At 37.0% G+C, this 12,806-nt stretch carries 13 protein-coding genes and 1 pseudogene; 3 read left to right on the top strand and 11 right to left on the bottom strand.

Annotation, left to right across the window (positions count from 1 at the left end; genetic code table 11):
* Positions 1 to 27: 27 nt before the first annotated feature.
* On the bottom strand, positions 28 to 2,151 hold the full coding sequence (locus tag AC1MGI_RS06700) for a glycoside hydrolase family 3 protein (protein ID WP_480349004.1): 2,124 nt from the start codon (positions 2,149 to 2,151) through the stop codon (positions 28 to 30).
* Between the two features lie 178 nt (positions 2,152 to 2,329).
* On the opposite strand from AC1MGI_RS06700, the gene AC1MGI_RS06695 reads away from it, so the two are divergent.
* Entirely contained in the window at positions 2,330 to 3,244 is a 915-nt protein-coding gene (locus AC1MGI_RS06695; protein ID WP_480349003.1) for a helix-turn-helix domain-containing protein, read from the top strand.
* Between the two features lie 68 nt (positions 3,245 to 3,312).
* Entirely contained in the window at positions 3,313 to 3,576 is a 264-nt protein-coding gene (locus tag AC1MGI_RS06690) for a hypothetical protein (RefSeq protein WP_480349002.1), read from the top strand.
* Positions 3,577 to 3,694: 118 nt separating this feature from the next.
* Here the strand turns inward: AC1MGI_RS06690 and AC1MGI_RS06685 are convergent, their stop codons facing one another.
* From AC1MGI_RS06685 to AC1MGI_RS06665, 5 genes and pseudogenes are all read right to left on the bottom strand, one after another.
* Complete coding sequence (locus AC1MGI_RS06685; protein WP_480349001.1) at positions 3,695 to 4,687, bottom strand: LLM class flavin-dependent oxidoreductase; 993 nt, start codon at positions 4,685 to 4,687, stop codon at positions 3,695 to 3,697.
* A 198-nt stretch (positions 4,688 to 4,885) separates the two neighbouring features.
* On the bottom strand, positions 4,886 to 5,527 hold the full coding sequence (locus AC1MGI_RS06680; RefSeq protein ID WP_480349722.1) for an SDR family oxidoreductase: 642 nt from the start codon (positions 5,525 to 5,527) through the stop codon (positions 4,886 to 4,888).
* A 155-nt stretch (positions 5,528 to 5,682) separates the two neighbouring features.
* Positions 5,683 to 6,099, bottom strand: a complete 417-nt coding sequence (locus AC1MGI_RS06675; RefSeq protein ID WP_480349000.1) for a MarR family winged helix-turn-helix transcriptional regulator — start codon at positions 6,097 to 6,099, stop codon at positions 5,683 to 5,685.
* A 218-nt stretch (positions 6,100 to 6,317) separates the two neighbouring features.
* On the bottom strand, positions 6,318 to 6,734 hold the full coding sequence (locus tag AC1MGI_RS06670) for a hypothetical protein (protein ID WP_480348999.1): 417 nt from the start codon (positions 6,732 to 6,734) through the stop codon (positions 6,318 to 6,320).
* 331 nt (positions 6,735 to 7,065) lie between these two features.
* Positions 7,066 to 7,236: pseudogene (locus tag AC1MGI_RS06665) on the bottom strand (SPFH domain-containing protein); the annotation flags it as partial.
* A 126-nt stretch (positions 7,237 to 7,362) separates the two neighbouring features.
* On the opposite strand from AC1MGI_RS06665, the gene AC1MGI_RS06660 reads away from it, so the two are divergent.
* Positions 7,363 to 7,560: a tyrosine-type recombinase/integrase gene (locus tag AC1MGI_RS06660; protein ID WP_480349721.1), complete on the top strand. Its 198-nt coding sequence runs from the start codon at positions 7,363 to 7,365 to the stop codon at positions 7,558 to 7,560.
* A gap of 32 nt (positions 7,561 to 7,592) precedes the next feature.
* Here the strand turns inward: AC1MGI_RS06660 and AC1MGI_RS06655 are convergent, their stop codons facing one another.
* The 5 genes from AC1MGI_RS06655 to AC1MGI_RS06635 all read right to left on the bottom strand — a co-directional run bounded on the left by AC1MGI_RS06655 (position 7,593) and on the right by AC1MGI_RS06635 (position 12,766).
* A complete protein-coding gene (locus AC1MGI_RS06655; protein ID WP_480348998.1) occupies positions 7,593 to 7,880 on the bottom strand; it encodes a hypothetical protein in 288 nt (95 codons plus the stop codon).
* Positions 7,881 to 7,885: 5 nt separating this feature from the next.
* Entirely contained in the window at positions 7,886 to 8,281 is a 396-nt protein-coding gene (locus AC1MGI_RS06650; RefSeq protein WP_480348997.1) for an SHOCT-like domain-containing protein, read from the bottom strand.
* A 14-nt stretch (positions 8,282 to 8,295) separates the two neighbouring features.
* Complete coding sequence (locus AC1MGI_RS06645; RefSeq protein ID WP_480349720.1) at positions 8,296 to 8,658, bottom strand: DUF2089 family protein; 363 nt, start codon at positions 8,656 to 8,658, stop codon at positions 8,296 to 8,298.
* Between the two features lie 818 nt (positions 8,659 to 9,476).
* Entirely contained in the window at positions 9,477 to 10,244 is a 768-nt protein-coding gene (locus AC1MGI_RS06640; RefSeq protein WP_480348995.1) for an ABC transporter ATP-binding protein, read from the bottom strand.
* Between the two features lie 167 nt (positions 10,245 to 10,411).
* Complete coding sequence (locus AC1MGI_RS06635) at positions 10,412 to 12,766, bottom strand: ABC transporter permease (protein ID WP_480348993.1); 2,355 nt, start codon at positions 12,764 to 12,766, stop codon at positions 10,412 to 10,414.
* Positions 12,767 to 12,806 lie beyond the last annotated feature (40 nt).

The raw sequence follows: 12,806 nt of genomic DNA, 5'->3' as shown, positions 1-12,806 counted from the left end.
TTTTAGAATTAACAGAGCCTATTGTTATTAATAGCTTAGTCCATGGCCTAGTTTATAGATATTGCCATCGCTATCCTTATACGCATAGCTGAGTCCTGCAGGCATATACTTGTCCTTGTCATAGCCTGGCACATCATTCCTTGACACACAATCACCATTCTGATAAACGGCAATTACTTCCTCACTTGCTGGTAATGTCAATGGTAAAACGCCTACTGGTCGGCTATTACCTGCAATAACTTCAAACTGCGCATTATAGAAAGTATCGTATCCAGCAATTAAAGCATCTGCCAACGGTTCTACACTTCCAAGAATCCATGGTAATGTCACATTAACACTGATAATCACTTTTCCGCCACGGCTATGAATGTTATCTGCCACTTCTTTCAGATGATTCATACCAGTTATGGTAGTTTCTTGATATAATGAGCCATCCAAAGCTGATACTACTTTATCCTCACAGATATCAAGTTCTAATAGTCCTGCTGTCGCGTTGAAATAAGAACCAGATTTTGGATGCACGAACATGATCGCTACGTCAGCTTCTTCATAGGTATCAGTCAACGTAAACTGGCCAAGCTCTTGGCATTCTTTTCTTGCCTTTTCAGTGTACGCCGTTGCTCGTTCTACTTCCTTGTGTAATACTTCCACATAAACCTTCTTATTATTAAGCTTTTCAGCTGTTAATGGTAATGTCTCGCTTTGATTTTTAAGGATGGTTACAGATTTTTTATGCCCTTCATATGCAGCATCCCAATGAGCTTGGTTACTAACTATAGATGTAGCTAATTCTGGTGAATTATACGTACGATCATCGAAAAGACCTAAAGTAAACATTTCTGTTAGCAATCGTACATTGGCCTCATTAATACGTTTTTCACTAATCCATCCTTTGCTAACAGCTAATTTAAGATTTTCTATATCATTTGTATCAGCAACTATATCTGTCCCAGCATTAACTGCTTTAGCAAAGCGTTCCGCCTCACTCAATCCCTCTACGCCCCAGCTCATATTATTCACAATACCGCTGTCACTATTTATATAACCTTTGAATCCAAGTTTTTCTCTAAGAATGTGTTTGATGAAATAATGATTAAATGTGAAGCCTACCTCTTCGAACGGAATGTCTTCTCCCTCGAACTCTTGTACCACACTCTTCTTGATGCTTGGTATAGAATAATATGGCATGATGGACGATGTTCCATGTTCTACAGCTGCTCTAAATGGTGGTAAATGATACTTTTCTAAGCTTCCTGGAGTTGGGTATAGGTTCCACTTTCCTTCTGCATAATGAGGATCGAATCCATTTTCCCTTGCTCCGCCACCTGGAAAATGCTTCGTTGTCATTGCAATACTATCTTTCCCTAGCTCTTCACCTTGGAATCCATCGATAAGGCGACCGATCGCATCAGAAATAAATTCAGGATTTTCTCCAAACGTACCATATGTCCGTTGCCATCTTGGATCTGTAACAGTGTCCGCCATATACATATAGCCTTTTCTGATACCAGTAGCATCCCACTCTTTACGAGCAATTTCAGCAAATTCGCTAATAAGTGATGCATCTTCACCGTTTTTAATCTCTCCCTGTGCTGCCGCTGCAAGACCTAGGGTTCCAGGCCATGTGGAGAAAATTCCACCTGCATCATTCATACCAAAAATAGGTTCTGCATTTTCATTTCTTGAATTAGATGCGATCAAGACAGGAATACCTAAACGGGTTCCCTCAGCAACTTCATTCATTTTATTAACCCACTCCGTCATTTCAGCTGGGCTAAAGTTGTCTCTTAAAATGAAGTGTCTTAAATTCCTTTTCTCAATAGTATGAGTTGTTCCGTATATTTTTGATGCAGCAAAGATATTTTCCCCTTTTTCCACAATCGCTTCATCTAATATACCATCATGACTTGTTTTTTCTTTATCTTCCTGAGCAAGTCCCATTTTACGTGAATTAATTAGCATCATACCGACCTTTTCATCGATGTTCATCAATGAGACTAGGTTCTCCGCACGTTCCTTTGGACTCAAACGCCAATCCTTATAAGGCTCTAGCTTCCCACTGTTATTCAAATCTTTAAATTTTAATCCATCCACTTCAATGATGTTCTTGACTCTGACTTCTAAATTGGGTTGTTTATGGTTAAATTCCATTTTAATGCCTCCTAAAGTATCCCCTTCGAGATGAATCTATCTATCATTCCCATTTCGTGAATATTTAATTTGTTATCGCTTTCTATTATAGTGTTATAATAACAACAAAAAGTTAAAAATAAATGGCGTTTATTGCTTAAAATATTGTAATTATTGCTATATGAGAGGATGATACTAAATGAAGCAATCTATTCTTATTCCAGTAATCAATAAAGGTTTTGAAATTCATCACTTTAGCAAAAAAAATCAATCCCATGATTGGCTCAAGGAATATAACGAATCATCCGAAAAATTTTCCCAATTAGAGTCTTTATTCCAATTGCACAGACATGATGTTTTAGAGGTTCTTGTATTTTTAGATGGAGAGTGTGACTTCTTTTGTGAGGGAAAAACATATTCCTTAAGAAGAGGCGATGTTGTGGTGATCCCTCCTTATGCTGTCCATAAAGCGAATGTTAAGAGTATCGATAACTATGAGCGCATAATTGTTAGTGTTAGTGAGCATTTAATGAGTGACTTTCTATCTAGCTCACCCTCTATGAAAGAGAATATTGTTAATCAAAAAACACAAGGTTCTTATGTGTTACATCTGCATTACAATAATTTCCAGGATATCATTTTTTTACTAGACGAAGTAACAAATAGAATAAAAAGTGGCGAAGAAAATTTCCCTTTCACAATCAACTACCAATTATTTCAGGCACTTCAAGTTATCTTTGATCCCGCAAGTAGTATGCCCAGCCTTAGAACCAAGGATGAACTAGACCAAAGGTTCCTGTCTGTACTAGAGTACATTGAAACACATTTGACAGAGCCAGATTTAAGTTTAGACAATGTATCTAATTATTTTCATCTAAATAAATACTATTTTTCTCATTATTTTAAAAAGAACATGAACCTTCCCTTTTACCGTTACGTATCATTAAAGCGTCTATCTTTTGCTGTTACAATGATTAAACAAAATCAGATTTCCATAGAGAAAATTGCCTTAAAATGCGGTTTTCCCGATTATTCGAGTTTTTACAGACTCTTCAAAAAGGAATACAATCTTTCTCCAAAAAAACTTCAAAAAGAATATAAAAAATTATATTAAAGATGCGTCTACACAACACTTATTTAGGTGCGCTTACCCGTCTTTGTTAGTCAATAGGTATGTCCGTAGTGAAGATATATACACATAAACTTGAAGAAGGGTTAATGGGTTACGGGTATGGAGAATTTTCAGTGAAAATGGCAATGTATAAAAATGCAATAAACAAATTTGTAGTAGCAGATCACACAAAATTTGAAACTACTGCAATGTTGAGAATTTGTAATGTAAAATCAGTTAATGGCATAATCACCGATCCTATGATTTCACCTTCCGTGGTAAAGAAGTATGACGATAATGATATACATTTATTCTATTCTTCTCTTAATAATTAAAAGAAGAATAGAATAAATTGGACCTCTTTCTTTACTTCGTTATTCTTTTAACCTGAATAAATGACATTATGAGCTTTTCTTCCAAGGCATCTATTGCACTGTTAAAAAAACTCCTCCATTAAAACAATTCCCGTGCCAAGAGTCGATAAACATCCAGGCGTTTCTCTTGTGAATGAGGAATACTACAAATCATCGCTTCATCAAATCCATAGTGAGCTTGCTCTTCTTGTAACAATGTTGCGATTTCTTTTACTGCGCCCACTAAATGAATTTTACGATTTTCTTTAATGATCATGCGATCCATTTCCGTCAATGGATAATCACGGGCTTCTTCTGGTGTCAAAATTGCCCCAATTCTGCCTCTCATAAACAGTAACCGCCAAATATCTTGAGGCTTTGCTTCAAATTCAGCTTCTTCTTTTGTTTCAGCTGTTGTTACCATATAAGAAACATTGATTTGCGGTTTCTCCATAAAAGCTGAAGGTTGAAAGTTCCTTTTGTATGTATCTAAAATCTCTTTGGTCATTTCACCATTGAAAAACTGTGCAAAAGAATAGCCTACGCCTCTACGTCCAGCTTGAATAGCGCTATTTCCAGTTGACCCCAACAGCCAAGCTTCTGGCAACATGACTTGGGACGGTGTTGCGATCGTTTTATTATATAAGCCATCTTCGGGTTCTTCGTCGTTGATCAACTGCAGGGCAGTATCAAATTTTTCATACATATTGTTTACCATCGGTTGGCGTCCTTCAGATAAAGCATAAATGGAATTGTTATCCCCACCAGGAGCTCGACCCACACCAAAATCAATACGGCTTGGTGAAAATGCACTTAGCGTTTTAAACACCTCAGCTAGTTTCAACGGGGAATAATGCATCAACATCACTCCCCCGGTTCCAATACGAATTCTTTTTGTTTTTGCAGCCAAATGAGCCGTCGTCACTTCAGGGGCTGAACTTGCAAATGTATTGGTTGCATGGTGTTCTGCCATCCACATTCGATGAAAGCCTAATTTATCTCCTAAAACAGCCAATTCTTCCGCCTTTTTCAAAGCATCTGTAGCTGTATTCCCGCTCGTAATGGGGGCTTGATCCAATATACTTAATCTCATCCTACAAAACATCCTTCCTATTAGAGGATGTTCAAAAAGTCCGGTAAAAATAGCTATCGAATTTCTTCATCGCTCTGTCTCTCCGGTCCTCGAGACGATCACTCCTCGAACTTCTCGGCTCTTTTTATCCTCCTTTTTGAACACACACGATTAGTTTATTCTATCTGCAAATCGACTTTTTTTAGTCCATCTGAATGCTTAAATCTTATTCAATGCATCTGAAATTAGATTTTCACCCGACACCAGATCAAATGAACGGTTAAAAGTGTTTTCCATCGTTAAAGCAGTTATAATCGTTTGTGCTACATCTTCACGTGGAATCGAAGCGGCTTCTAAATCTTCCGCAATTGAAACTTTTCCAGTACCCGGCTCATTCAATAGTCCTCCAGGTCGAATAATCGTATAGATTAAGCCACTTTGCTCAAGGATTTTGTCCGCGTGATGTTTGGCAACCATATAATGCTTGATACTGCTCCACTTTTCTCTCCTATGAGCATGAATCGCACTTACCATAATAAAGCGCTTAATGCCAATTTTCTGAGCAGCTTCTATCGTTTTGGCTGCTCCGTCCAAATCGATTAAGAGTGTTTTTTCTGCACCTGTATGTCCGCCAGATCCCGCAGTGAAGACAACAGCATCACAGCCCTTTGCAGCTTCTGCAATTTCATCTATACTACCTTCCAAATCTGCTAACCTTGTTTCTACTCCTAACTTTTCAAAGGCCTTTACTTGTTCTTCCTTTCTAACCATGGCTCTAACTGTATGTTCCTTATTTTCTTTTACTAGATGAATAAGATGTTGTCCAATTTGTCCATTTGCTCCAACAACGAAAACCTTCATCATGATCAAGCTCCTTCTATTTTTTATTTGTCATCTATTTTAAAACAGTCACTTTTTACCTGAACCAATCGTTACATCTTCAGGCAAGTTCGTATTGGATGTTTTTCATTCGAAAAATCATTAGCATGCTAATGATTTTTGTAAAAAAGCTGAGCTTAAGAAATATTCCCAGCCATTTTTTTTAAAAGCTTTTTTAACAATAAAAGTTCCTCAGATGACATTCCATCCAATAACTTATCTTGTTGTTTTCGCCAAACTTTCTCAACCGGTCCTTTTACCTCTTTACCTTTAACAGTTAAATAAACCCTGTTGATTCTGCCATCTAATTCATCACGCTGTCGGTAAATGAGACCGTAGCTTTCTAATGCTTTTACCGTGTTCGCGACAGTTGGCGGTTCACAATTTAAACGTTCACTTAGCTGGATCTGCGTAATGCCATCCCCTCTCCATAGTCGGCATAACAACTGATCTTGACCAACATGCAGATTTAGTTCACGTAACATTTCCGAGTAATTTCGCCGCATTTGCGTCGATATTTCATCGAGCACTTCTCGAATTTCATCTTCAATCAAAAGTGTACCTTCTTTCATAAATAACTAGGTAGCATGCTAACTATATAGCAGGATTGTTTTAACTTCAAGTAATTTACATCATCGCCACATTTCCACCTGAACAGCGAGCGGCGACTGCTTGATTTGCTCCTTATCCTCCAGGTATGTATTGAACGCCTTTTATATAGATATTTAATCCGATTAATGAATATTTACCCATTTTATTCACTACAACCATATTACTTTTCCTTGGAAATGGCATTATAATTTCTAAATTTTGACGGCCATTTTTTCTTTTTTAAGTATTTTTCATTAAGGATAATAACTTTCCCGTTCTCTGCAGTTATATATTTATGATAAACTACATTATATTTTTCAAATGCCAAATGTCCTATTAGATAAACTGGGAAAATAATGAACAAGAGAATTACCGGTTGTACGATCCAATTAAATTCATCCCCGATAACATAAATCGTCATGACAGCATGTGCCGCAAAAGAAACCATAAAAGTAATAAGTAGATTACATATGTGAAAAGGAAGCGCATCCTTTTTCGTTTGAAACATTCGCTCTAGTTCATTTTTGAAAAAAAGCGTGATCAATACTGTAATCACAATGACAAAAAAGGTAAACACATATGATAGAACAGTGTACATTTTCCGTCCCTCACTCTCATAAATCCCGTAATAATCTGGGTTCATTTGACCTTTTTAAGGTATCATCGATTTTCGACAGGAAATGGCTGAGATTTAATGATGAAAATGCTTAGAGTTTAATTCATTGTTCCGAAACTAACATTATATCTTTATTGTAGCACAAGAAATGAAAAAAGAAGCTTCCCAAAAATACAGTGAACTTATGAGACGCCTCGATTAAAATCCTCAATGTTAATGATGATGAATCAAAATTAAAGAAAGAATACCACAGTTAGAGTTTAAAAATATTGATTGAACTTTAACAAATCCTTTAACACAATCCCATGCCCTTTTAAATGAGCTTCTGCCCACAATTTGAGCAGAAATTGCCCTCGCCAGTTTTTGTTCCGCAATTCGGACAAAAGTTTGGTCTCTTTTGGCTTGCTTCTTCCTGTTGTGAAGGAGGCTTGGGATTTTGAGACTGGGCAGGCTGGTTTTGGGTTTGCTGATTCATTTTAATGTTACAAAAAGGGCCTGTATATGCTGATAACCAGTTTATCTTTGCCCGAAATGACGGTCATCCACAATTAAGAAAGGTAGTCGAAGCCAAACTGAAACGATTAATAAAGAAAGCGGATATTAAAAAAATATTCCCTCTCATTCATTCAGACATACTCACACCTCTCTTTTTATTGAAGCAGATTTAGGAGTCAAGAAGATTCAGCAGCGTTTAGGGCATACGGATATAAATACGACTATAAATATTTACGCTCATATGACCGCCAATATGGAAAAAGAGGATCTAGCATATCAGTTAAATCCTACTTTCTGGGCACCCCATTTTTAAATAGTCAATTCGCCTAGTCTAACAAATTAGCTCTATAGCTTAACAACAACTTCAGTACCTTCTTTATCTTGAACCTCTACGATCGTCAACCCTCTATATTGCTTTATGGCTTTTAGCAATGCCCTAATATCTTTGCGATCAATAGATGTAGGAATCCAAGCGTTTTCTTTAACGTTCATATTGGGTTTTTCGATCATTCGATGAATGAATGACCATATCATTCGTGAAGATATGACGTAGCCCCCTGTCCGTAAGAGAAAATACGGTACCAGAACTGTTAATTGCTTATGATCTTTTAGTTTGACCTTCACTTTGATCATCAGGCTCACTCAATTACAACCAACACTTTATCACCGTTTGCACTTGTAACATCAACGATTTGTCCAGATAATTCTTTTTCAATCGCTTCTAAAATCAGGTCAACATCTATGGTGTTAATATCCTTTACATACTTAGCGGATTCCGGAATGGCTGAAGCGATACTTAGTCCTGTTTTTAACGCTACTTTGATTAATCTTAATGGCAAATTAACATTCACATTATCGCCTTGCTCAGATGAAACGCGAATTCTCAACATTCTATCCAAATAGTCCATTTGCTTAGCCGCAGGTATAGCTGCTGCCTCTTTTTCTTTCAATACATGGATCAGTTCAGCTGCCTTTTCCGGGCCTAACTTCCCTTCTTGAACCATAGTCAATATTTTTGAAATGTCTTCCTTCATAACAAAGTCCCCCTTTACTCATCCTTTAAGATTTTTATTGCTTCCTCCGGAGAAATTTCACCTTTTTCTAGCATGGAGATGACTTTTCTCTCTTCTGTTTCATTCTTTTTTTCTGCATACCCAAGAGCAGCGATGATGTCATTTAATTTTCCGCGTACAGTTGGATAAGAAATGCCTAACTCTTTTTCCACTTCCTTTATATTTCCGCGGCTTTTAAGGAATATTTCAATGAAGTAATGCTGCTCTTTAGTGAGAGAAGCTAGTTTCGATAATTCAAATTCGTTTTCAATTGTTGTATGACAATGGGTGCATTGCAATTTTGTAATCTTCAACGTATCGCTGCACACTGGGCAAGTTGTAATCACCGGATAAATCACAGCCATCCCCCTTCTTTAAATTATTTATATCATAATTAATAATCTTAAAAATGTAAACATATAAAATTAAATATTTCAATTTAGATATTTAAAAAATTAACATTTATGCTCGTATAATAACCAATATAGAAGAAAAGGCCTCCCACCCGTTCAGTAAACTGATGAAAGACCTTCTCTGATAAGTTGGTTTTTATGCATTTATATTCAACTACCTAAAAACCCCTTTATTGAAATGAAGGGATTTTATTAAGATTATAGAGATTCGAATGGCCAGAGTAAGTAGTTGTCCAAAATAACAAGACATTTAACTCCCCATTCACTAAGCCATACTTATACATCTTTATTTGCAGAAACAGGAATTGAATTTTTACAGATCATGGACCGTCTCGGATATTCAGATGATCACATCACCAAAGATGTCTATCTACATGTGACACAAGAAATGAAAAAAGAAGCTTCCCACAAGTTTTCTCAACTCAGGAGAAGCCTCTAATTTTAAAATCTTGGCACCTTTTTGGCACCTAATTTAAGGTACCTAGTGCTAAAACGTTGGGATTGCTGGGCGTAATTCAGTGAATTACATCATGCCGCCCGTAAGATGAGAGTGTGTAATATCTTTAGTGATGTGTTCAAAAAGCGCGATATATCTAGGGTTGTAAAAATTAGGAGTGTAACATCTTTAACATGATTTCATTATTTTCACTTGATTGCGTTAGCAAATTGTTAGCGTGTCTTTCCTTACAAACATTCTTAACTATTCCTTTCGAGCTTACCTAATAAATTTCCCATATGAACTTTATACGAATGCCAATGAAAAACTAGAAGCCATTTTCCACTAACCATTTCATAATGCTTTCTTCTCTTTCCTTAATATCGTCATGCCGCGCATCGTATTTACGCATTTTCTTCTGCGCAACAAGATTTCCATCTACCATATACAATACTCTTTCAGTTTTTGCTGCCACCTTTACATCATGCGTAACGAGCATTACGGTCGTCCCTTTTTGATTAACCTCTGCAAGAATTGACATAATCTCTTCTGTCGATTTGGAATCTAATGCTCCGGTCGGTTCATCTCCAAAAATGATATCCGGATTATTGATCAATGCTCTGCAGATGCCGACTCTCTGTAGCTGTCCACCAGATGCTTGGGTGATATTATGATCTGCAAGCTTTTCAATTCCTGTCATTTCCAACAGTTTTTTTGCTTTTTGATTTACCGCATTTTTATCCACATCTTTTGATACAAGAGCAGGAAACATAACATTGTCAATCAATGACAGATTCTTTAATAGATTAATATCCTGAAAGATAAATCCCATTGTTTCCAGTCGAATCTTCGCCAATTCTTCTTCTTTTAGTCTGCCGATTTCACGGCCTTTAAATTTCATACTGCCAGAAGTAATTCTATCCATACCGCTTACATTATATAGAAGCGTTGTCTTCCCGCTTCCGGATGGCCCCATGACCGATACGAATTCACCTTCCTCTATCTCCAAGTTTACATCCTTTAAGATATGAAGCTCATTTTCTTTTCCTAAATCTACTTTTTTGTTTATACTTCTTGCTTCTAATATTTTTCTCATATATATTCCTCCGGTATAACATATTTGAAACAAAGTCTATACCGCAGAGGCACCCCGGAATGCCTTATTTTTCAGGAATCTGCATTCTTATTTGCATCGGTGCCTTCACGCAGTAGGCTTCTTCCATCTTCGGAGATACGCCTCAACTCCGACCTTTTTCATCCGTTCTAACTTCTTAAAACTACAGATAAATCATCTTCTGCTGTTACCTTACAGCACACAGATATCGTAAATCCAACGGCTACAATCAGTGCTAACGGACATAGTAGCCAAGTCTGCCATGCAACATTAACTAATTGAATTTTTGCGGCTCCCATAGAGGACATTGCCATACTTACAAGAAGTTCTCCTAAATAATTAGAAGCCAGCACTCCAACTATGATTCCTAATATGAGTACCATCATAGTTCCTGCCATATATTGATGTTTAATATTTTTAGAAGTTAATCCCATACTTCGCATAATTGCAATCTGAGACATATCCTTTGATAATAACATCCGAAGGAATAATGCAGTTATCAATACAGCAATAATTACTGCTATTGCGATTCCGCCTATAACAATCAGGCTCATCTGATCAATGATGTTTCCAAGAGTCTGCCCAGTATATTCTTTGATATCATTTACCTGCGTAGAATCATAGGTATTCTGATAATAGTCCATTTTCTCACGAACATCGACGCCTGAAGCCACGTCCATGCTCACAATATACCAAAGAACGGCCTCTTCATTTAAACCGAGACTGGTATGTGCCTTTGCTGTTTTTCCGCCATTTGTAATATCTTGATAAATACCAGTTACTTTCAAGGTCTTTTCTGTCCCGGCAACCTTTACTACTACTTCATCTCCAACTTTCTTGTTTACCCCGTCTTTTGACGCATTTGCAAAGGAAAGTGAGATTTCCGCTTCCCCCTGAGGTGCTCTGCCTTCCAGATATTTTAATGGAAATACTGAAAAATCTCCGGTTTCAATATTCATATAGTCCCAGAAACCTTCCGCATTTTTGACCTGATAGGAACTTGTGATATAGGCCCCATACTTTTCAATATCCAAATCATTCTGCAGTTCTTCCTGTAGCTTTTTAAAATCTTCTGTAATCGTATCTGTCCTTCGAAGATCGATTCTCATGTCGGATTTCCCAATTCCCATGTATGTGGAAAATTCCGGTGAATTCATGGTGTTATAAATATTTAAGGGGAGTATGACAATGAACGTACATACGATAAAAATAACCAACAGCAGCCTGTATAATTTGAATCGTTTCCATACATCCCTCAGCCCCATGTAAATATTGGTGCTGAAGAATTTGTTCTTTAGCAGCGGGAAACTGTATTTTCGGTTCTTTCCGCGCTCCATAGAATCTTTCCGTAAAGCTTCCACCGCAGAAATCTTATCGATTCTTTTCAGTACTTGCTGGCAGTACATCACAATCATGAAATATACAAGTAGTGGAGCTATAAGCGATAGTACATATTTTAAGCTACCTGATAAATCGGAAGATATGTAAAGTCTCATATTACCGTTTAACAGATTTACCGCTGCAAAGGACATAAGATAACCGATAATACCGGCTGCCGCTGAGATGATTCTATATTTGTTAAGATAGACCTTTTTTATATCTTTTTTGGATATTCCCATTGCTTTCATAACACCGATTTCTCTAATATCTTCATCAATCGTTGCCAGAAATGTAAGTCTAATACAGAGCGAAGCAATCACAATAAGCAAAATACTAATAAATATAATGACAATCGCAACTGCCATATCTGACATAGCATTAAATATCATAAATATCTTTCCTTCGATTATAGGACCGTTTGCCGGAAGACCGGCTTCGATATAGGCAGTCTGAACCGCAGCATAATCCCCGTTTTCATTCAGCTTGAACTCGATCAGATATTCCAGTTCCCCAGCCTGCATTTCAAGCATTTCATCATAGTCATTCTGATTTATCACAAACCGTTTCGAAGAAGTAAGGGAAGAGTTCATCTCAAAATCTCTTGCATAATCTGAAATGACAAACTCTTTCTCATACCCGCCGATTTTCACCGTAATCGTATCACCTATTTTTAAGTCATGTTGTTCCATGAAATAGATAGGAACGGCAACGAAACCTTCATTTACATCCAGCTTTTCATTATCCAGATCCAATATAAAATCAAATTTCTTATTCTGTACAACAAACGAAATATCCTGTATAGTTCCAGCCATCGTTTGGTTTTGGCCAAAATGAATATTGCTTCCATCAATATTCTGAAGAACCATCGTCTCCTGCGTCGCTATATGGTCACGGTATTGTTCTGTGAATTGGTCGATTTCTGCCTGGGTATATTCTCCGGCATGCATTACCGTAATGTCAGCTGGAACTGCACTCTCCTGAAGATCTGATATCGACTGAATCAGATTGGCGATGTTATTAATGGCACTGGCTGCCAAAATAACGGCCATCGTGATAAATACATATACTGTCATCGTTACAATTTTGTTTCTGAGGAAATCATTCTTGATTATTTTCAAAAACATTATTATTTCTCCTTCCTGCATCGATAAAATTTTTCTAATT

The sequence above is a fragment of the Peribacillus sp. BM1 genome, from assembly GCF_056679975.1.
This window is presented reverse-complemented; position numbering and strand designations above follow the sequence as displayed.

Excerpts from the sequence above, each read along its gene's own strand:
- AC1MGI_RS06685 (WP_480349001.1), bottom strand. The coding sequence starts at position 4,687 with ATGAGATTAAGTATATTGGATCAAGCCCCCATTACGAGCGGGAATACA.
- AC1MGI_RS06670 (WP_480348999.1), bottom strand. The coding sequence starts at position 6,734 with ATGTACACTGTTCTATCATATGTGTTTACCTTTTTTGTCATTGTGATT.
- AC1MGI_RS06655 (WP_480348998.1), bottom strand. The coding sequence starts at position 7,880 with ATGATCAAAGTGAAGGTCAAACTAAAAGATCATAAGCAATTAACAGTT.
- AC1MGI_RS06695 (WP_480349003.1), top strand. The coding sequence starts at position 2,330 with ATGAAGCAATCTATTCTTATTCCAGTAATCAATAAAGGTTTTGAAATT.
- AC1MGI_RS06650 (WP_480348997.1), bottom strand. The coding sequence starts at position 8,281 with ATGAAGGAAGACATTTCAAAAATATTGACTATGGTTCAAGAAGGGAAG.
- AC1MGI_RS06635 (WP_480348993.1), bottom strand. The coding sequence starts at position 12,766 with ATGTTTTTGAAAATAATCAAGAATGATTTCCTCAGAAACAAAATTGTA.
- AC1MGI_RS06680 (WP_480349722.1), bottom strand. The coding sequence starts at position 5,527 with ATGAAGGTTTTCGTTGTTGGAGCAAATGGACAAATTGGACAACATCTT.
- AC1MGI_RS06700 (WP_480349004.1), bottom strand. The coding sequence starts at position 2,151 with ATGGAATTTAACCATAAACAACCCAATTTAGAAGTCAGAGTCAAGAAC.
- AC1MGI_RS06640 (WP_480348995.1), bottom strand. The coding sequence starts at position 10,244 with ATGAGAAAAATATTAGAAGCAAGAAGTATAAACAAAAAAGTAGATTTA.